Origin of the sequence: Microlunatus sp. Gsoil 973 (assembly GCF_009707365.1) — a bacterium.
Lineage (GTDB): Bacteria > Actinomycetota > Actinomycetes > Propionibacteriales > Propionibacteriaceae > Microlunatus.
Window position 1 is genome coordinate 50408 of sequence record NZ_CP046122.1, and the last position, 19488, is coordinate 69895.

20 protein-coding genes are annotated in these 19488 nt (G+C 68.1%); 12 read left to right on the forward strand and 8 right to left on the reverse strand.

Annotated features, from left to right (window positions below):
* Positions 1-171 precede the first annotated feature (171 nt).
* Positions 172-1164 carry an aldo/keto reductase gene (locus tag GJV80_RS00250; RefSeq protein WP_154686206.1) on the reverse strand — a complete coding sequence of 331 codons (993 nt, stop codon included), beginning with the start codon at positions 1162-1164 and terminating at the stop codon, positions 172-174.
* 163 nt (positions 1165-1327) lie between these two features.
* Here GJV80_RS00250 and ahcY point away from each other — a divergent pair, with 163 nt between their 5' ends.
* From ahcY to GJV80_RS00270, 4 genes are all read left to right on the forward strand, one after another.
* Positions 1328-2767, forward strand: a complete 1440-nt coding sequence (gene ahcY, locus GJV80_RS00255) for an adenosylhomocysteinase (RefSeq protein ID WP_154686207.1) — start codon at positions 1328-1330, stop codon at positions 2765-2767.
* 92 nt (positions 2768-2859) lie between these two features.
* A complete protein-coding gene (locus GJV80_RS00260) occupies positions 2860-3714 on the forward strand; it encodes a phosphotransferase (protein ID WP_230207974.1) in 855 nt (284 codons plus the stop codon).
* A 3-nt stretch (positions 3715-3717) separates the two neighbouring features.
* A complete protein-coding gene (locus GJV80_RS00265; protein WP_154686208.1) occupies positions 3718-4707 on the forward strand; it encodes a small ribosomal subunit Rsm22 family protein in 990 nt (329 codons plus the stop codon).
* A 26-nt stretch (positions 4708-4733) separates the two neighbouring features.
* Positions 4734-5558: a phytanoyl-CoA dioxygenase family protein gene (locus GJV80_RS00270; protein ID WP_154686209.1), complete on the forward strand. Its 825-nt coding sequence runs from the start codon at positions 4734-4736 to the stop codon at positions 5556-5558.
* A gap of 40 nt (positions 5559-5598) precedes the next feature.
* Here the strand turns inward: GJV80_RS00270 and GJV80_RS00275 are convergent, their stop codons facing one another.
* Both GJV80_RS00275 and GJV80_RS00280 read right to left on the reverse strand, forming a co-directional pair.
* On the reverse strand, positions 5599-6120 hold the full coding sequence (locus GJV80_RS00275) for a histidine phosphatase family protein (protein WP_195909087.1): 522 nt from the start codon (positions 6118-6120) through the stop codon (positions 5599-5601).
* A 44-nt stretch (positions 6121-6164) separates the two neighbouring features.
* Positions 6165-7412: an MFS transporter gene (locus GJV80_RS00280; RefSeq protein ID WP_154686210.1), complete on the reverse strand. Its 1248-nt coding sequence runs from the start codon at positions 7410-7412 to the stop codon at positions 6165-6167.
* Positions 7413-7619: 207 nt separating this feature from the next.
* Between GJV80_RS00280 and recQ the strand changes: the two genes are divergently transcribed.
* Positions 7620-9449, forward strand: coding sequence for a DNA helicase RecQ (recQ, locus tag GJV80_RS00285; RefSeq protein WP_154686211.1), 1830 nt, complete (start codon positions 7620-7622; stop codon positions 9447-9449).
* A gap of 10 nt (positions 9450-9459) precedes the next feature.
* On the opposite strand, the gene GJV80_RS00290 is transcribed toward recQ, so the two are convergent.
* The gene (locus GJV80_RS00290) at positions 9460-9723 is read right to left on the reverse strand and encodes a DUF3039 domain-containing protein (protein ID WP_154686212.1); all 264 of its coding nucleotides are present in this window, start codon (positions 9721-9723) and stop codon (positions 9460-9462) included.
* Between the two features lie 116 nt (positions 9724-9839).
* Between GJV80_RS00290 and GJV80_RS00295 the strand changes: the two genes are divergently transcribed.
* Both GJV80_RS00295 and GJV80_RS00300 read left to right on the forward strand, forming a co-directional pair.
* Positions 9840-11234, forward strand: coding sequence for an MFS transporter (locus tag GJV80_RS00295; RefSeq protein WP_195909088.1), 1395 nt, complete (start codon positions 9840-9842; stop codon positions 11232-11234).
* Positions 11235-11340: 106 nt separating this feature from the next.
* On the forward strand, positions 11341-13068 hold the full coding sequence (locus GJV80_RS00300) for a DEAD/DEAH box helicase (protein ID WP_154689908.1): 1728 nt from the start codon (positions 11341-11343) through the stop codon (positions 13066-13068).
* On the opposite strand, the gene GJV80_RS00305 is transcribed toward GJV80_RS00300, so the two are convergent.
* Positions 13057-13845: a hypothetical protein gene (locus tag GJV80_RS00305; RefSeq protein WP_154686214.1), complete on the reverse strand. Its 789-nt coding sequence runs from the start codon at positions 13843-13845 to the stop codon at positions 13057-13059. The two genes, GJV80_RS00300 and GJV80_RS00305, sit on opposite strands and share 12 nt — an antisense overlap.
* Positions 13846-13968: 123 nt before the next feature.
* On the opposite strand from GJV80_RS00305, the gene GJV80_RS00310 reads away from it, so the two are divergent.
* Together GJV80_RS00310 and GJV80_RS00315 are read left to right on the forward strand one after the other, a co-directional pair.
* Positions 13969-14424 carry a MarR family winged helix-turn-helix transcriptional regulator gene (locus tag GJV80_RS00310; RefSeq protein ID WP_154686215.1) on the forward strand — a complete coding sequence of 152 codons (456 nt, stop codon included), beginning with the start codon at positions 13969-13971 and terminating at the stop codon, positions 14422-14424.
* A 101-nt stretch (positions 14425-14525) separates the two neighbouring features.
* Entirely contained in the window at positions 14526-15431 is a 906-nt protein-coding gene (locus GJV80_RS00315) for an RDD family protein (protein ID WP_154686216.1), read from the forward strand.
* Here the strand turns inward: GJV80_RS00315 and GJV80_RS00320 are convergent.
* Complete coding sequence (locus tag GJV80_RS00320) at positions 15424-16149, reverse strand: hypothetical protein (RefSeq protein ID WP_154686217.1); 726 nt, start codon at positions 16147-16149, stop codon at positions 15424-15426. The two genes, GJV80_RS00315 and GJV80_RS00320, sit on opposite strands and share 8 nt — an antisense overlap.
* A 34-nt stretch (positions 16150-16183) precedes the next feature.
* Between GJV80_RS00320 and GJV80_RS00325 the strand changes: the two genes are divergently transcribed.
* Complete coding sequence (locus tag GJV80_RS00325) at positions 16184-16579, forward strand: MmcQ/YjbR family DNA-binding protein (RefSeq protein WP_154686218.1); 396 nt, start codon at positions 16184-16186, stop codon at positions 16577-16579.
* On the opposite strand, the gene GJV80_RS00330 is transcribed toward GJV80_RS00325, so the two are convergent.
* On the reverse strand, positions 16545-17084 hold the full coding sequence (locus tag GJV80_RS00330; protein WP_370518871.1) for an isochorismatase family protein: 540 nt from the start codon (positions 17082-17084) through the stop codon (positions 16545-16547). The two genes, GJV80_RS00325 and GJV80_RS00330, sit on opposite strands and share 35 nt — an antisense overlap.
* A gap of 43 nt (positions 17085-17127) precedes the next feature.
* Positions 17128-18387 (reverse strand): nicotinate phosphoribosyltransferase, encoded by a 1260-nt coding sequence (locus tag GJV80_RS00335; protein WP_154689909.1) that lies wholly within the window; start codon positions 18385-18387, stop codon positions 17128-17130.
* A gap of 154 nt (positions 18388-18541) precedes the next feature.
* Between GJV80_RS00335 and clpS the strand changes: the two genes are divergently transcribed.
* Complete coding sequence (gene clpS / locus GJV80_RS00340; protein WP_154686219.1) at positions 18542-18871, forward strand: ATP-dependent Clp protease adapter ClpS; 330 nt, start codon at positions 18542-18544, stop codon at positions 18869-18871.
* Positions 18872-18913: 42 nt separating this feature from the next.
* Complete coding sequence (locus GJV80_RS00345) at positions 18914-19483, forward strand: DUF2017 domain-containing protein (protein WP_154686220.1); 570 nt, start codon at positions 18914-18916, stop codon at positions 19481-19483.
* Positions 19484-19488 lie beyond the last annotated feature (5 nt).

The window sequence follows — 19488 nt, forward strand, 5'->3', positions numbered from 1 at the left end:
GAAAACCGAGAATCCCGGCTCCGGCCCTTCGACGCAGTTGTGAGCCCGGTATGCGTCTTGGGGCCGAAGCCGGGATGGCAGGACCGGATTGCTCCGGTTCATGATCATCGCGACGACGGCGGTTAGGGAGGGCCGAACGCAGCGATGATCACGTTCTTGGGTGGGGTGGTGTTACCAGGCGTAGTCCTCGGGGGCGGTCTTGTACCCGGGGAAGATCTCGTCCAACCGATCAAGCACGCCCTGCTCGAGCTTCAGCTCGACCGCGCGGACGGCACTGTCGAACTGGTCGGCTGTCCGCGGCCCGATGATCGGGGCGGTGATCCCCGGCCGGTGCAGCAGCCACGCCAGGCCGAGCTCTCCGGGCTCGACGCCCAGGTCGTCGGCCAGGTTCTCGTAGTCGGTGAGCTGGTTGCGGTGGTTCTCGACCGACTCCTTGGCGCGCCCCTCGTAGCGCCGGACGCCGTCCCGCTCCTTCTTGATCACGCCACCGAGCAGGCCGCCGAGCAGCGGCGACCACGGGATGATGCCCAGGCCGTAGTGCTGCGCGGCCGGGATGACCTCCCGCTCGATATCGCGGGTCAGCAGGTTGTAGAAGGACTGCTCGCTGACCAGCCCGAGGAAGTTCCGCTGCGCGGCAGCGGCCTGTGCCTGGGCGATGTGCCAGCCGGAGAAGTTCGACGACCCGACGTAGATGATCTTGCCCTGCTGGGTGGCCACCTCGCAGGCCTGCCAGATCTCCTCCCACGGGGTGTCGCGGTCCACGTGGTGGAACTGGATCAGGTCGATGTGGTCGGTCTGCAGCCGCTTCAGGCTTTCGTCGATCGCCCGGCGGATGTTCAGCGCCGACAGCCGACCGGCGTTCGGCCAGCCGGACTCCGGCTGCCCCTCGAACGGCATGTCTCCGTAGAGCTTGGTGGCGATCACCGTGCGCTCGCGACGGCCGCCGCCCTGGGCGAACCAGTTGCCGATGATCTCCTCGGTCCGGCCGGGATAGATCTGTCGGCCGTAACCGTTGGCGGTGTCGAAGAAGTTGATGCCCACGTCGTGGGCGGCGTCCATGATCTTGTGAGAGTCAGCCTCCTCGGTCTGCGGGCCGAAATTCATCGTGCCCAGGCAGAGCCGGGAGACGGACAGGCCAGTGCGCCCCAGGTGCGTGTACTCCATGCGATCAGCCTCACCGAGTGACAGCGATTAGTCAAACAGTGAAAAGTGGTGGGATTAAGAGCTCCCGGTGATGATTCGTGGTCTCTGGCCGGCCCTGCGGGCACCGGCACGGCCGCAGGCAATGGAATTCCCAGCGGACCGGTCTCTCACGTAGATTGACCGCATGGATTATCGCGTCGCAGATCTGAATCTCGCTGACTACGGCCGCAAGGAGATCACCCTGGCCGAGCAGGAGATGCCGGGCCTGATGGCCATGCGCGCCGAGTACGGCGCGAGCAAGCCGCTGACCGGTGCGCGGATCGCCGGCTCGATCCACATGACGGTCCAGACCGCCGTCTTGATCGAGACCCTGGTCGAACTGGGCGCCGAGGTCCGTTGGGCCAGCTGCAACATCTTCTCCACCCAGGACGAGGCCGCGGCAGCGGTGGTCGTCGGCAGGGATGGCACCCCGGAGGACCCGCAGGGCGTGCCGGTCTTCGCCTGGAAGGGTGAGACGCTCGAGGAGTACTGGGAGTGCACCAACGAGATCTTCAACTGGGGCGACGAGCTGCCCAATATGATCCTCGACGATGGCGGCGATGCGACCCTGCTGGTGCACAAGGGCGTGGAGTACGAGAAGGCCGGTGAGGTTCCCGAGGCCGGCGAGGACGACCCGGAGGAACTTCAGGTCATCCTCGCCCAGCTGAAGAAGTCGATCAGCTCCGGCAAGTCCAAGTGGGTGGAGATCGGCTCGGCGATCAAGGGCGTCACCGAGGAGACCACAACAGGCGTACACCGGCTGTATGAGATGGCCCGGGAGGGCTCGCTGCTGTTCCCGGCGATCAGCGTCAACGATTCGGTGACCAAGTCCAAGTTCGACAACAAGTACGGCTGCCGGCACTCGCTGATCGACGGCATCAACCGGGCGACCGACGTACTGATCGGCGGCAAGGTTGCGGTGGTCTGCGGCTATGGCGATGTCGGCAAGGGCTGCGCGGAATCCCTGCGTGGCCAGGGCGCCCGGGTGATCATCACCGAGATCGACCCGATCTGCGCCCTGCAGGCTGCGATGGACGGCTACCAGGTCACCACGCTGGAGGAGGTGCTGCCGTACGCCGACATCTTCGTCACCGCCACCGGCTGCCGCGACGTGATCACCGCCGAGCAGATGTCGAGGATGAAGCACCAGGCGATCGTCGGCAACATCGGCCACTTCGACAACGAGATCGACATGGCCGGGCTGGCTCGGACGTCCGGAGTGGAGAAGGTCCAGGTCAAGCCGCAGGTGCATGAGTGGACCTTCGAGGCGGGCACCGACAAGGCGCATTCGGTGATCATCCTGAGCGAGGGCCGGTTGCTCAATCTCGGCAACGCCACCGGGCATCCCAGTTTCGTGATGAGCAACTCCTTCACCAACCAGGTGCTGGCCCAGATCGAGCTCTTCACCAAGCCTGACGAGTACCCGACCGACGTGTACACGCTGCCCAAGAAGCTGGACGAGTTGGTCGCCCGGTTGCACCTGGACGCGCTCGGCGTCAAGCTCACCGAACTGACCGCGGTGCAGGCGTCGTACCTGGGCGTCGACGTCGAGGGACCGTACAAGGCCGACCACTACCGCTACTGACCCCTGGATCCGCAAGGTCAAAGTTTGATCGTGCGGCTCTCGCGAGGCCGTTTTCGGAGCCGCACGGTCAAAGGTTGAGCGAAGGAGAGTGGGTGTTCGACAAGGTCGTGCCGACGCGGGCGTACTCCGATGTCGATGTCCTGGAGGAGATCCCGCTGCCGAACGGCGACGTCACCGAAGGCGTCGTCCGAGTCGGTGACACGGTACGCCGCCCGGTCGGCCCGCACTCGGCGCTGGTGCACGCCGTTCTTGATCATCTCGAGGCGGTCGGCTTCGCCGGTGCACCACGGTTCCTCGGCATCGACGATCAGGGCCGGGAGGTGTTGACCTTCATCGAGGGCGAGGTGGCGGGACGGCCGCATCCCTCCTGGATCGCCGACGAGGAACGGTTGCTGTCGCTGGCCGGGCTGGTCCGGGCACTGGACGACGCCATGATCGACTTCGGCTTCCCCGACATCGACACCGAAACCCACCCCGATCCGCCGGGCATCCCACCACCGCAGCAGCGGACCTTCGAATTCATCGGTCATCGCGACATCACCCCGGAGAACGTGGTCTGGCGTGACACGGAGGCGTACGCCCTGATCGACTTCGATCTGGTCCGTCCCTGCTCCCGGATGCTCGAGGTGCAGAACGCGTTGATGTACTGGGCGCCGCTCAGCCATCCGCGGGACCGCGATCCGGATCAGATCGACCTCGATGTGCCCCGACGCTGCCGGCTGTTCGCCGATGCCTACGGCCTGTCCCGGGAGGATCGGGCGATCCTGATCGACGACCTGATCTACGGAACCGAACGCTCCTGGCACCTGATGCGCGACCGCGCCGAGCGGTTGGGCGGCGGCTGGGCCCGGATGTGGGACGAGGGCGTCGGTGATCAGATCCGGCGCCGGCGCGAGTGGCTGCTGGTCGACGGACCGGCCGTCACCGCGGCGCTGCTTGCGGAGTAGGGCATGTTCGCACTGCCGGGCGAACTCGCCGACGGTATCGCCCGGCTGGCCGGATCGACCAGCCGCAGCGGCCAGGATCACCTGGGCGCCACCACCCGGCGGATGATCGACCGCTACCAGGCCGACACCCCGGCCGTGCCCGGACAACCGATCATGGCCGGTGATCAGGAAGCTCTCGCCTATGCGGTGTACCGGATGCCGGCGACCTACGCCGCCATCCGTACCGTCCTTGATCAACTTCCCGACGACGCCGTACGGCCCGCCGCCCGGCACCTGGACATCGCCGGCGGCACCGGTTCCGCCGTCTGGGCGGTCGCCGACCGGTGGCCGCGGATCGGTCAACAGACCCTGCTGGAACAGTCTGCCGCGGCGATCAGCGTCGGCCGCCGACTGGCCGCTGCCACCACCGGACCGGTGCGCCGCGCCGGGTGGGAGAGGCGGGTGATCAACTCCGAGATCGATCCCGGGGCAGCGGACGTGATCACCATCGGCTACCTGCTGAGTGAGATCGACGAACCGCTGCGAACCGCGCTGGTCCGCAGCTGCCTCGCCGCAGCCCGGGACCTGTTGATCATCGTCGAGCCGGGCACCAAGAACGGCTATCGGCGGATCCTTGCGGCCAGGGATCAGGCGATCGACGCCGGCTGGCAACTGGTGGCACCGTGCCCGCACCGGCTCGCCTGCCCGCTGGCCGATCAGCAGCGGGACTGGTGCCACTTCTCGGCACGTGTTAACCGCAGCACCGCACATCGCCGGGCCAAGGGCGCCGAACTCGGCTATGAGGACGAGAAGTTCAGCTATCTTGTCGCCGCACCCGAAGCGACGGCACAGGCCGCCGGCCGCGTGCTGCGCCACCCGACGTTCCGCAAGGGCCTTGTCGAACTGACGGTCTGTCAGAGCTCCGGCGAGGCGGAGCGGGTCACCGTCGCCAAGCGGGACCAAGATCACTACCGGGCCGCGCGCAAGATCGAATGGGGCGACCCATGGCCGTGATCTCCCGACCATGGGATAGTGATCTTGTGCTGACCTCCAACGGGTACGTGCTGAGCTCGACGCCTGACCGTCTCGGCACGCTGGAACCGGTGCCGGCTGCCGACCGAGGCTCCCGGGACGCCCTGTGGGAACGCCTGGACCGGGACGGTTGCCTGCTGCTCCGCGGCTTCCTCGACCCGGACATCGTCAACGCCTTCCGGCACTACTACTTCGGACGGCTGGCCGACGCCGGTCTGCGGGAACACGGTGACGGCGATGTTGATCAAGCCGCGCTGCGCCGCATCCTGTTCCGAGAGATCGTTCCCGGGCTGGAGTACGACGCATTCTGCCGCCAGTCGGTGATCGTCGACTTCTTCAGCTGGCTGCTCGGCGACGACGTCCACCTGCATCGGCGCAAGATCATTCGGCACACCCGGCCGGGCGACTCCGGGATCGGGCAGGCGACCCAGGCGCACTACGACCTGCTCTATCTTCGGGAGGGCACCGACGACGTGCTGACCCTGTGGGTGCCGCTCGGCGACTGCCCGGTGTCCCGGGGCGGGCTGATCTACCTCGAGGGCAGTCACCGCTGGGTGAGCGCCGAGGAGCAGTCAGGCGTACGGAAGCGGCCGGCGGCGTCGATCACCGCGGACCTGCCCGGCCTGGCCGATGATCATGACGCCCGCTGGCTGGTCACCGACTACGCCGCAGGCGATGTGTTGGTGCACACCGCGCACATGGTTCACGCGGCACTGGACAACGTCGACCCGCAGCAGGTGATGCGGCTGTCCACCGACATCCGCTATCAGCGGGTCAGCGATGCCATCGACGCCCGCTGGCAGAACCATTGGCACAACCGCGACGGCCTCTAGGCCGAGGGGTCACATAATCCTTGATCTGTGCGGCGTGTCGCTAGCTGCGGCCGCGCGGAACCGCGAAGTCGAGCAGTGTCGCCGATTGCTGACCGAGGTCGGGCCACCTTCCCCGGTAGCCGAGCGTCGCCAGACCGCTGGTCGGGAATTTGGTGTCCAGCTGCCTCCACAGGTCCTCGTTGCCGACCCGCTGGGCCAGTTGCTCGACCAGCTCGGGGACGGCCGGAGCGTGGCCGATCAGCATCACTGTGCGGACCTCAGACGGGGTCCGGCGCAACACCCTCAGCAGTTCGTGGGCCAGGGCCTCGTACAGCTCGGTGTGGCAGATCAGCCGACCCGCCGCCGCACCCGCCTCCACCGCCCCCTGCCAGGTCTGTCGGGCGCGCACCGCCGTGGAACACCACACCAGATCGGGGACGACGCGACGGGCCGCCAGCAATTCGCCGACCGCCGTGCTGTCCCGTCGGCCGCGACCCGACAGCGGCCGTTCGTGATCATCGACGTCGAGTCCCCAGGCGGACTTGGCGTGGCGAAGCAGCAGGATCGTCCGGTCCGTGCTCATGCCCTCAACGTACGCAACTGGGGTACATCAAGGTGGCCGGCAGGTTACGCGGAGACGCGGTTGCCGGACTCGCCGACCGCGCCGCGGGCCAGCAGGATGGCCAGTGCAGCCGCCGCGGAGGCGATCAGCCAGGGGAGGTTCGGCCGTACGGCACTGAGCAGACCGAAGACCGACGGGCTGAGCACCGTGGCGATGGCGAAGGAGTACTGGAACCAGGCCAGATAGGTCTCCCGCCCGACCGCCGGCGCCTGGGTCGCCGACAGCGACATCGACGCCGGTGCGTGCAGCAACTCCGCAACGGCGTAGAACACTGTGGCCACCACCAGCCCGCCGATCAACACCGCACCGGAGGTCAGCGTCAGGCCGGCCATCAGCAGCCCCCAGACCACCCACAACGCACCGGCGATGCCGAGGACGGTGACCCGGCGCAGCCGTTCGGTCCGCCGCACGCCGACGCCCTGGCCGGTCGCACCCAGCACGGTGACCAGCGCCAGCAACGGACCGATCAACCACGCCGGAGCGTGCAGGAAGTCCAGCGCGTACAACGGCAGGCCGACGCCGAGCAGGACGCTGCAGAACGCGTACAACGTGTTGGCCAGGATCAGCAGCAGATAGCGACCATCGGGGACGGATCGCGGTTGCCGGCCGTTCGGCTGATCGGCATGCGGCCGCGCCCGGTCCCGTGCGAAGAGCAAGCCGCTGCCCAGGAAGCTCACCGCGTTGATCGACAGCGCCACCACGAACGGGGTGGGGCCGGGGAGCAGCAGCAGGGCACCGGCGAGCAGCCCGCCGATCGCGAAGCCCGCGTTCTGGATCATCCCGGACGCAGCGAACCAGCGGTCGTGATCTCGGTCGTCGGCCGCGTACTCGGCTGCGTCGGCGACCAGGGCGAAGACCGAGGACCAGAACGCCCGCTGGCCGATCGCGGCGAGCATCGCCGCGAAGCCGAGCACCGGTACCTGGTGGCTGATCAGCAGGACGACCATCGCCAGCGCCTGCAGGAGTTGCGCGCCCACAACGATCCTGCGAGCGCCGAGCCGGTGGGTGACCCGGCCGATGATTGCAGGTACCACGAGTGAGAAGGCTGCACTGGCCGTCAGCAGCACGCCGGCGGGGCCGAGCCGCAGGCCGGCGACCCGGGTGAGGTAGAGCAGCAGCAACGGGCCGGCGACGCCGCTGCCGATCGCATCGACGCACAGAGCGACGACCAATGCTGTGTGCTGGCGCAGATCGGGCAGGCCCAGACGATCGGATAGCCGGGTGAGAAAACTGGATGCGGGCACGACGGACACACCTGCTCCTTGTCAGGATGGTGCCCACTCGCCACTCATTGTGTGGTGCCGCATCGTCGGAATGCGGAGCGTTGACGAGACCACTCCACCGGACCCGGGGCACGGATCCGACTACAGTTGGGGCTGCTTGGGCCAGAAATTACCGCAACCGGCTGCCGGGCTCAACCGTTTTGAGCCGGCTGCCGACGCGCTGCGTAGACTCCCCGGGTGACTGATGAGCAGCCGACGGCGCACCGGGTGCTGCAGCGGGTCTTCGGTTATGACAGTTTCCGCGGCAGCCAGGCCGAGATCATCGAGCAACTGGTCGGTGGTGGCGATGCACTGGTGCTGATGCCGACCGGCGGTGGCAAGTCGCTGTGCTACCAGATCCCGGCGCTGGTCCGCGACGGGGTCGGCATCGTGATCTCCCCGCTCATCGCATTGATGCAGGACCAGGTGGACGCCCTGCTGGCAGTGGGCGTCCGGGCAGGATTCCTCAACTCCAGCCAGGACTTCGCGTCCCGACAGCGGACCGAGCGCGCCCTGCTGGCCGGTGATCTTGATCTGCTCTACCTTGCGCCGGAACGGCTTCGGCTACCGGCCACCCTCGAACTGCTCGACCGCGTCCATCAGCAGACCCGGATCGCGCTGTTCGCCATCGACGAGGCGCACTGTGTTTCGCAGTGGGGGCACGACTTCCGCCCGGACTACCTCGAACTGTCAGCCCTACACCGGCGGTGGCCTGACGTTCCGCGGATCGCGCTCACCGCGACCGCGACCCAGGCGACCCGCGCCGAGATCATCGAACGTCTCGATCTCCGCCGGGCCCGGCAGTTCGTCGCCAGCTTCGACCGGCCGAACATCGGCTACCGCATCGTCGCCAAGGACAACCCTCGCCGCCAGCTGCTCGACCTGATCAGCACCGAGCACGCCGGGGACTCCGGCATCGTCTACTGCCTGTCCCGGGCCTCCGTGGAGGACACCGCCGATCTCCTGTCCCAGAAGGGGATTGCGGCCCTGCCGTACCACGCCGGCCTGGACGCCGCGACGCGCCGTGATCACCAGGCACGGTTCCTCCGCGAGGACGGCCTGATCATGGTCGCCACGATCGCGTTCGGGATGGGCATCGACAAACCGGACGTACGCTTCGTGGCCCATCTCGATCTTCCGAAGTCGGTCGAGGGCTATTACCAGGAGACCGGCCGAGCGGGCCGGGACGGGCTGCCGGCGACCGCCTGGCTGGCCTACGGCCTGCAGGATGTGGTGCAACAGCGCCGGTTGATCAACAACGGCGACGGCGATGCCGCGTACAAGCGGCAGCAGTCGGCGCACTTGGACGCGATGCTGGCCCTGTGTGAGACGGTGCGCTGCCGGCGACAACAACTGCTGGGCTATTTCGGTCAGCAGTCCGACGCCTGCGGCAATTGCGATACCTGCCTGCAGCCGGCGGAGTCCTGGGACGGCACCATCGCCGCGCAGAAGGTGTTGTCGGCGGTGTACCGGCTGCACACGCAACGGCGCCAGCATTTCGGCGCCGGGCACATCATCGACATCCTGACCGGCAGCGTCACGGCGCGGGTCGAACAGTTCCAGCACCAGCAACTGTCGGTGTTCGGCGTCGGAGCCGATCTTGACGCGGTCGCCTGGCGGGCGGTGATCCGGCAGCTGCTGGCCCAGGGCTACCTGGCGGTGGAGTCGGACCACGGGACCTTGGGGCTGACGGCCCGCAGCCGGGAAGTGCTCTTCGACAACACCCCGGTGCGGTTGCGGCGCGACCCGGAGCGCAAGCGGCCGGCACGGACCAGATCGCCGAAGACGGTGGTCGACCTGCCCGAGCAGGCGGTTCCGCTGTTCGAGCGGTTGCGGAGTTGGCGGGCCGCCACGGCCAGGGACCAGGGCATCCCGGCCTACGTCATCTTCCACGACGCCACGCTGCGCGAGATCGCCACCCGACGGCCGCAGGACCTGACCGGGCTCGCCGACATCAGTGGAGTCGGTGAGGCCAAACTCGCGCGCTACGGCGACCAGGTTCTCGCCGCGTTGCACGAGGACGGTTGAACCTCAGCGTTCAGTCCTCGTCATCCCCGCCCGGCAGGCCGTCCCAGATCTCTTTGCAGTCCGGACAGATCGGAAACCGCTCCGGGTCGCGACTGGGCACCCAGACCTTGCCGCAGAGCGCCACCACCGGCGTCCCCATCACCATGGCCTCGGTCAACTTGTCCTTGGGCACGAAATGACTGAACCGTTCGGAGTCGCCCTCGTCGTACCGGTACTCGGTCTCGGTACGGTCGTCGACGATCGTCTCCGCGCCCGGGCTCAACTGCTGGCTCATGCGCACCATCCTATGTCGCCCATTGTCCGGCTGATCCTGGCGCGGGATGGGATGAGCAAGGGGGCCGGGAACAAAGCGATTGACCTCAACCTGGGATGAGGTGGTGGACTTGTCCCGTGACAAGCCCAGCAACCGATCCGGTGACCCTCGACAGCCCCGAACAACCTGCCGTCAGCAGGAAAGCTCTGACCATCGGGTTGTGCGCGGTCATCGTCGGGATCGCGTTCGAGGCGGCGGCGGTCGCGACCGCCATGCCGGTGGCCGCCCGGCAACTGCACGGGCTGGGCGCCTACGCGTGGGCCTACTCGCTGTTCACCATCGGCATGCTGTTCTCGACCGTCGTCGGCGGCCGGCTGAGCGACCGGATCGGGCCGGCCAAACCGCTGGTTCTCGGTATGATTATCTTTGCCGGCGGCCTGGTGATCGGCGGCACCTCGGTCAGTTGGTTGATGCTGATCTTCGGGCGGCTGGTCCAGGGGCTCGGCGGCGGCATGCTGAACACCGCCGCCTACGTCTGCATCGCCCAGGTGTTCCCGCCGGCGCAGCGGCCACGGATGTTCACCTACATCTCCATGGCCTGGGTGCTGCCCGGTATCGCCGGGCCGGCGGCCGCGGCCTGGATCACCCACACCCTCAGCTGGCACTGGGCCTTCTTCGCCGTCCTGCCGGTGCTCGGCTTCGGCGCCCTGATGCTGGCCCCGACGCTGCGGATGTTGCTCCGCCGCGGGCTGCCGCCGAGCACCGAAGCCCAGGGTGCCCCTGCGCCGATCTGGGCCGCCACCCTCGCCGCACTGTCAGCAGTCGCCATCCAGTACGCGGGCCAGCGGTTGGACCTGCTTGCCATCCTTCCGGCGGCGGCGGGCATCGTCGGTCTGGCGGTCAGCCTGCCCCGACTGATGCCGCCGCGGTTCATGCGGTTGGCCCGCGGTCTCCCCGCGGTGGTGCTGACCCGGATGCTGCTGCCCGGCGCGTTCTTCGGCGCCGAGGCGTTCGTCCCGCTGATGCTGGTGGAACAACGGCATCTGGCGCTCACCCTGGCCGGCGGTGTGCTGACCGTCGGGTCCGTCGGCTGGTTCGCCGGCGCCTGGGTGCAGTCCCAGCGCTGGATGACGCTGCGCCGGGACCGGATGGTCATGTTGGGCACCGCCTGCGTTGCCGCCGGTGTCGGCCTGATCACCGTCGCGGCTCTGCTGCCGACCTCCTGGATCGGGCTGGTGGCGATCGCCTGGATCATCGCCGCGTTCGGGATGGGGGTCGCCACGGCGAGTTCGACGGTGGCCACCATGTCGTTCTCCTCCGACGCCGAACAGGGCCGCAACGCGTCCTCGCTGAACCTCGGTGACGCCCTGGGATCCGGTCTGTTCGTGGGGATCTCCGGCTCGGTGTTCACCGCATTGCGGTCCGGCGGTGACCTGGCCACCACCTTCGGTTCCGCCTTCCTGGTGATGGCCTTCGTCGGTGCCCTCAGCGTCTTCGCCTCGAGCCGGATCGGTCGGGTGCCCGAGCACTGACTCGCCGGTGAGTCGGGTTCGGTCGGATGGCCGGCCTCGTCTACAGTTCTGACGCGTGACTGCCCAGCCCGAACCGCGTGACCTGGCGACCGGGCAGGACCAGCTGATGCGGGCCGCCACCGGCCTGCCCCCGGCATTCCCGAACCGGGCCGCCTGGGGGACGACGAAGCAGTTGCGGGCCTGGCAGGCCGCGGCCCTGGAGAAGTACTTCGCCGACAATCCGAAGGATTTCCTGGCGGTCGCCACGCCCGGTGCCGGCAAGACGTCCTTCGCGCTCACCCTGGCGGCCAACCTGTTCGCCCGGCGGACGATCGACCGGGTTGTCGTCGTCGCACCGACGGAGCACCTGAAGACCCAGTGGGCCGAAGCCGCGGACAAGATCAATATCCCGATCGACCCCAACTTCGGCAGCAAACAGGGCAGGACGAGCAAGGATTTCAAGGGGATCGCCCTGACCTATGCCGGCGTCGCCGCCAACCCGCTGGCCCTGCGGATCCGGGTCGAGGGGTTCAAGACGTTGGTGATCCTCGATGAAGTGCACCACGCCGGGGACTCGATGGGCTGGGGCGACGCGGTCCGGGAGGCGTTCGAGCCGGCGACAAGGCGGCTGGCGCTGACCGGTACGCCGTTTCGATCCGACGCCAACCCGATCCCGTTCGTCCGCTACGAGCCGGACGGCTCCGGGGCGCTGCGGTCGGTCGCCGACTACTCCTACGGCTACGGCCCGGCGCTGCAGGACGGCATCGTCCGGCCGGTGCTGTTCATGGCCTACTCCGGCGACATGCACTGGCGTACCAAGGCCGGTGACGAGGTCGCCGCCCGGCTCGGCGAGCCACTGACCAGGGACCTGACCAACCAGGCGTTGCGCACCGCGCTCGACCCGTCCGGTTCCTGGATCCCGGCCGTGCTCACCGCCGCCGACCAGCGACTGACCGAGGTACGCCAGCACGTTCCCGATGCCGGCGGGCTGGTGATCGCCACCGACCAGACCCATGCCAGGGCGTACGCGGACATCCTCAAGTCGATCACCGGCCGGAAACCGGTACTGGTGCTCAGCGACGAGGCCCAGTCCGGTCGCAGGATCAGCAAGTTCGCCGCCGGGGACGACCGGTGGATGGTCGCCGTCCGGATGGTCTCCGAAGGCGTCGACGTGCCGCGACTGGCCGTCGGTGTGTACGCCACCATGACCGCGACGCCGTTGTTCTTCGCCCAGGCCGTCGGCCGGTTCGTCCGGGCCCGGGCCAAGGGTGAGACCGCGTCGGTGTTCCTGCCCAGCGCGCCGCATCTGCTGCGCTACGCCGCGGACATGGAGGTGGAACGCGATCACGCCCTGAAACCGCGGTCGGAGGACGAGGCACAACTGCTGGTCGAGGCCGAGCGGACCGAGAACGAACCCGACGCTGATCTCGACGGTGAGCACTCCTTCGCCGCGCTGGCCAGCGACGCCGACTTCGATCGGGTGGTCTTCGACGGCGGTGAGTTCGGACTCGGGGCCTATCGGGGCAGTGACGACGAACTGGACTATCTCGGCATTCCCGGGCTGTTGGAGGCCGATCAGGTCAAGGACCTGTTGCGGCAGCACCAGGCCAGACAGGTGGCCCGCGGCGGCGCGGAGCCCCCGGAGTCCTACAGCACCCACCGCAGGCTGCGCGAGTTGCGCAAGGAGCTGAACGGGCTGGTCGCCGCCTGGCATCACCGGACCGGCAAGCCGCACGGCATGATCCATGCCGCGCTGGTCTCCGAGTGCGGCGGGCCGCCGAGCGCGGTGGCCGCCGAAGATCAACTCCAGCAGCGGATCGACACCATCCGCCAGTGGGCGGTCTCAGGAACCTGACGGCCGCGCTGCCGTGCGGCGCAGGAAACTGCGCCAGTGCTCGTCGCCGTCGTCGACGGTGCCGCCGGTCTTCGTCGCCTGCAGCACGTCGCCGGTCGCCTCCCGGGTCTGTCTGTCCCATTCGCCGGTGATCGGCACCGGCTTGTCCCAGACATGGGTGAGCATGCCCTGGATCGCCTGCACCTGGCTCGGGGAGTCCGGGTCGAAGGTCGAGAGGTGATCACCGGATCGGCCGTTGTCGATGTGGATGTGGTTGTCATGGTCGGCGTTGTAGAGGTAGGTCAGCACATAGGCGAAATGCAGGTGCAGGCTCGCCGCCAGGGCCCAGTAACGGGTCCGGAAATAGTGCAGCCGGGATCCCGAATAGTGCCTCCAGATGTCGTACCGGCAGGACACCTGGACGGCGCCGTCGGTGACCAGGCGGGACAGGTCGAAGGCCCGGCCGGCGTCGTGCCAGGAGGTGCAGCCGGGATGCCCGTCCAGCCAGGAACCGTAGGTCCACACCTGGTCGGGCCGACTGCCGCCGGTCAGCCGCAGATAGTCGTCGAACCAGACGCCGAGCCGGCCATAGAAGTCCCGGTCGAACCAGAACCCGGTCGGGATCTGGCTGATGTCGTAGACCAGCCGCGCTCCACGCAGGGAACCGTGCCGGGCGAGCGAGGCACGGGACACGCAGTACGGCTGCGGTGAGGGCTTCCGGTCGGCGGAGCAGCCGGTCATCGCCGCTGCCGTACCACCCAGTCCGATGGCCAACGCGGCGCGACGGCTCAGAGACATGCCGCCGAGCGTAGACGGCCCGCGAGCCATCTCGGGGTTCCCGCCACCGGGCCCGGAGGACGGGCAACCCGATACCCACCCCGGTCAGGTGCCTGACAGGTACGGCTTGTTAACCTCCGGACCATGGTTGAGCGATCGAGAACGCAGACGGGGAGCGACGGACAGGATCGGATCGCCTACCAGACCCGGCGGCTGCAACAACTGCTCCGCCGGACCGGTGACGCTGCGCTGCAGGCCACCGGACTCACCCTGGCCCAGTACACCGTGATGCGCGTGATCGCGGAGCTGCCTGATGCCTCCTCTGCCGAGATCGCCCGTCAGTGCAGCGTGAGCCGGCAGTCCCTGCAGGACCTGATCCGGATCCTGCGCGACCACGGCTTCGTCCGGGTCGCCGAACAACCGGTGAGCGGCCGGTCGCTGCCGATCCGGATCACCCCGGAGGGTCGCAAGGTGCTGCGGAAGGCCGACCGGGCGATCAGTCGCATCGAGGACCGGATGGTCTCAGGCATCCCGGCCAAGGACGTCGACCGGACGATCGCCCTGCTCGGCCGGTGTGCGGCGAACCTCGAGGCGCTCTGACCGGCAGCTGATCAGGCAACTGATCCGGGGCATATGGTCCGGTCCGAGAAGCGACCCGTCGCAGCGCCGGGGCAGCAGAGACGGAAGTTAGTCTTGGTGTCGTGAGTGACATTCCGATCGGATCCCCGCCCGTACCGCCGGGTCGGCACGCGGCGCCCCAGGGCTGGTACCCCGATCCGGTCGATCACAGCCGGGAGCGTTACTGGGACGGCTGGTCCTGGTCGAGGAACACGCGTACCGCGAGTAACCCAGCCGGCTACCAGCAGCCGGTGCAGCACCAGCAGGGGCAGTTGCAGATCCATCCGCAGGGTCCCTATCAGCAGCCGCCCCGGCAGGACCCGTACCAGCAGCCGTACCAGCAGCCTCATCAGCAGCAGCCTCATCAGCAGCGGCCGTACCAGCAGCAGCCGTATCAGCAACAGCCCTATCCGCAACGCACCGACCAACATGCTGCCGGCCGGGCTGGCGTCGCGCTGACTGCGGACGGCGTCCCGGCGGCGGGCTGGGGCTGGCGGTTCCTTGCCGGGATCGTCGACCTGATGATCGTTTCGATCGTCGCCGACATCTTCAGCATCCCGATCTTCATCAAGATGATCCCGGCGATCCAGGACTACTTCCGGGCGGTCGTCGCCGCAACCCAACGGGGCGAGGCCACGCCGACGATCAGCCCGACGGACCTGATCGGCAGTAGCGACCAGATGCTGATTACGCTGATCTCCTTGGTGGTCGGGATGCTGTATTTCAGCCTGTTCTGGAGATTCAAGGCGGCAACCCCTGCGCAGCTGCTGTGCGGGCTGCGGGTCGTCCCCGCCGATCACGGGCACAACACCGACTTGTTACCGTGGCCGATGGTGATCGTCCGGGCGCTGACCTGGTGGGTACCGATAGCCGTCAGCAGCGTGTTGTTGATCTTCACCGTGATCAACGTGCTGTTCCCGCTCGGCAACGTCAAGCGGCAGGCGATCCACGATCTTGCCGCCAAGACCCAGATCGTCCGGATCAGGTAGCAGGTCGGCCGACCAGTCCGGCCTGCGTCAGTTCTCCGATCAGCTTCGGCAGGTCCTCGGTGCGGACCGCACGCAGCCGGCGGCGTACGCGCACAGCCCGGTTGGCGTCCCAGCCGCCGACGACGCCGAGCAGTTGATCATGATCCACCGACGCCAGGATGCCTGCCGCGGCGTCCACGTCCGGATCATCAACCAGCCGATCGACCGCGACCAACAGGGCGAGCAGCCGACCGGTCGTGTCGATGCCGTCGACGACGAAGGGCAGGTCTGCCTCGATGTAGGTACTGAGTCGGGCAGCCTCCCGCTCCGGTGTGTCCGGGCCGAGAACGGCGGTCAGACCTTCCGCCTCGGCGGCGGCCACCGCATCGGACCAGCCGAAGCCGTCGGGGATCTCCACCAGCACGGTGACATCCGGCTCGAGTTCGCGAGCGGCGGCGGCGATCCGCGCGACGTTGCCCGCCAGGTCACCCGGATCCCGCACCGCCGTCTGCACCGCGGCCAGTGCCAGATTGGTCAGCTGTCTGCCGGCCAGCGCGGTGATTCCGCCGGCCCCGGTGCTGTTGATCACGGTGACGGCGGTCGGCGTCACCGCTGCCCGGTCCAGCGCAGCCAGCCGGCGGTCCTCGAGCACCACCGTGTTCAGCAGCTCGGGAGGCTCGGTGAGCGCCGCAGCGGGGGAGGCCGCCGCCTGATCGAACAATCGCTGGAAGACGTTCATCGCCTGTCAGGGTAGTCGGCTAGCGTGTGTGGCCATGCGGGACTGGACCGAAACAGACGCCGAGCGGGAGTTGGACAAGGTCCGGCGGGCCTGTCTCCGGCTGCCGGAGACCAACGAACGTCCCAGCCACGGCAGCCCGGCCTTCTACGTGCGTGACAAGAAGGTCTTCGTCTACTTCTGGGACGATCATCACTCCGACGGCCGGCTGTGCATCTGGTGCGCGGCTCCGGAGGGCATCCAGCAGCAGATGATCGAGACCGAACCGGAGAGGTTCTTCCGGCCGCCGTACGTCGGGCACCGCGGCTGGCTCGGGGTGCACCTGCGCGAGGTCGGCCAGGAGGAATTGACCGCGATCGCGACCGACGCCTATCGCTGCGTCGCGCCCAGGACACTGGTCAGAGCGCTGGAGGAACCGGAAGGGATCCGCTGACCCTGACTCCGGCCCTGCTCCAGTCGTCGTAGGTCCGTTGGATCCGGTCCGGTGCGACTGCAGCGGTGAGGTCCAGCCGTACGGACGTGTCGAACCCGGCGGCCGACGCATCAAGAGCCGTTGCCCGGACGCAGTAGTCGGTGGCGATTCCGACGACGTCGACCCGGTCGACTGCGGCCCCGGTGAGGAAGTCCTGCAGGCTCGTGCCGTCGCCGTTCCTGCCCTCGAATCCGGAGTACGCCGCCTGGTATTCGCCCTTGTCGAACACGCCGGCGAAGTCCCGGAAGCGCAGTTGATCATGGAATTCCGCGCCGTCGGTGCCGACCACACAGTGGGCCGGCCAGCTGTCGATGTAGTCGGGTGCGGCGGAGAAGTGGCTGCCCGGATCGATGTGGTGGTCGCGGGTGGCGACCACGACGTCATAGTCGTGATCACCGGACAGCAGTTCGGAGATCCGCGCTGCGGTGGCCGCGCCGCCGCCACCGCAAGGGAGCCGCCCTCGCAGAAGTCCTTCTGGACGTCGACGACGATCAGTGCCTTGGTCATGATCAGCGCTCCTGGACGAAGACTGTCTCGATCACCGGTTCACCGCGGGACATCTTCAACGCGTCCAACGGTAGTTCCGCCCGGGCCTGCTCGTGGCGGTCCCGGGCTGCGGCCAACGGTTCCCGGCCGACGATCTCCCCGTCGAGGACCAGCGGGACCAACAGCGGCCGGCCGTGCTCCAGCTGAGGGTTCGTGTCTATCCCGATCAACTCGGTCTCGGCAACACCCGCGGCGTCGAACCGGCGCCACGGATACTTGCGGCCGCCGATGGTCGCCTTGGCGGTGCTCTTCTTGGCGACGTGGACCATCGGCGCGTCCGGTTCGTCGGATGCGGCCCGCGCCACCATCTTGTAGACGAAACCCGAGGTCGGGTGGCCGGAGCCGGTGACCAGGGCCGTTCCGACGCCGTAGCCATCAACCGGAGCGCCGGCCAGTGCTGCGATCTGCCACTCGTCGAGGTCGCTGGTGACGATGATCTTGGTCTCGGTGGCGCCCAGCTCGTCAAGCAGCCCCCGGACGTGTTTGGCCAGGGCCGGCAGGTCACCGGAGTCCAGCCGGACCGAGCCGATGCCGCCCTCGGTCAGCCGGACCGCCGTACGGACCGCGTTGTCGACGTCGTAGGTGTCGACGAGCAGTGTCGTGTCGGTGCCCATCGCGGCCACCTGGGCGGCGAACGCGTCCTCCTCGGTGTCGTGCAGCAGCGTGAACGCGTGCGCGGAGGTGCCGATGGTTGGCACGCTGTAGCGGCGGCCGGCCTCAAGTGAGGAGGTGCCGGTGAACCCGGCGATGTAGGCGGCCCGAGCGGCGGCGACCGCGGCCAGCTCCTGGGTGCGCCGGGCGCCCATCTCCAGGCACGGTCGGCCGTCGGCGACCGCGGTCATCCGGGACGCTGCGGAAGCGATCGCAGAGTCGTGGTTGTAGATGCTGAGCATCAGGGTCTCCAGCAGCACCGCCTCGGCGAAGGTGCTCTCCACGATCAGCAGCGGCGAACCCGGGAAATAGATGTCACCCTCGGCGTAGCCCCAGATGTTCCCGCTGAAGCGGTAGTCGGCGAGCCAGTCGGCGGTCTGCCCGTCGACGATCCCTCGATCCAGCAGGAACTGCCGGGATTCGTCGTCGAAGCGGAAGTGGGACAGTGCCCGCAGCGCCCTGCCGACACCGGCGACCACGCCGTAGCGCCGGCCGTCGGGCAGCCGGCGGCCGAAGAGTTCGAAGACGCACCGGCGGTTTGCCGAACCGGACTGGAACGCCGCGCGCAGCATCGTCAGCTCATAGTGATCGGTGAGTAGCGCCGTTGTCGGGACCTCGCTGGGTCCCCACGGCTCCAGCTCGTGCTGCTCGACCCGGGAGTCTGCCTGGGAGGCGGTCACGCCGCACAGCGTAGCGACCTGTGACCCGAGTGCGGGATTTGTCACAATGGACGGTATGCCCGCAACCTCTGATCCAGTTCTGGCTCCTGCCGGCGGGACCGCGATCGAGGACCGCCCGATCGAGGAGTCATACGACCAGTCGCCCTGGGCAACCATCGTCTGGGACGACCCGGTCAACCTGATGTCCTACGTCGCCCACGTCTTCGCGATCTATTTCCACTACTCCAAATCCAAGGCCCACCGGCTGATGATGGCGGTGCACACCGAGGGTAAGGCCATCGTCGCGACCGGCAGCCGCGAGGAGATGGAGCGGGACGTGACCGCGATGCACGAGTACGGTCTGTGGGCCACGCTCGACCGGGCCGACGCCGGATAGCCGTCGCCGACTGCGCGGCACACCGCGTAACGTCTGACTTCTATGCACAAATTCAAGCGCCGCGGCGGGGTGATCAGCACCGATCTGAGTGCCGACGAGGTCGGCATGCTGGAGTCGCTGCTGCACGAGTTGATCGACCTGATCGGCGAAGGAACCGGCGAGGCCGGTTCCGCCGGTGACGCCGACGACCCGTTCGCGGCCTGGGCCGAGGAGTTGGCCGACGACCAGCCGGTCGAACCACCCGATGACCCGGTGCTCCGCCGGCTGTTGCCCGACGCGTACCCCGACGACCCCAAGGCGTCCGCGGAGTTCCGCCGCTTCACCGACCGCACGCTGCGGCGGAAGAAGATCACCGACGCCGAGGTGGCGCTGGGCCACCTGGCGGCGACCGAGGGCGGACGGCAGGACCTGCGGATCCCGGTCGAGGAGGTCGACAGCTGGCTCCGCGTGCTGACCAGCCTGCGCCTGGCGGTGGCCGGCCGGCTCGGGATCACCGACAACGTCACCGCAGACGAGATCGCCTCGATCCCCGAGGACGATCCGCGGTCCTTCCTGGTCAGCGTCTACGACTGGCTGGGATTCGCCCAGGAGACCCTGGTCCTGGCCCTGTGACGTGC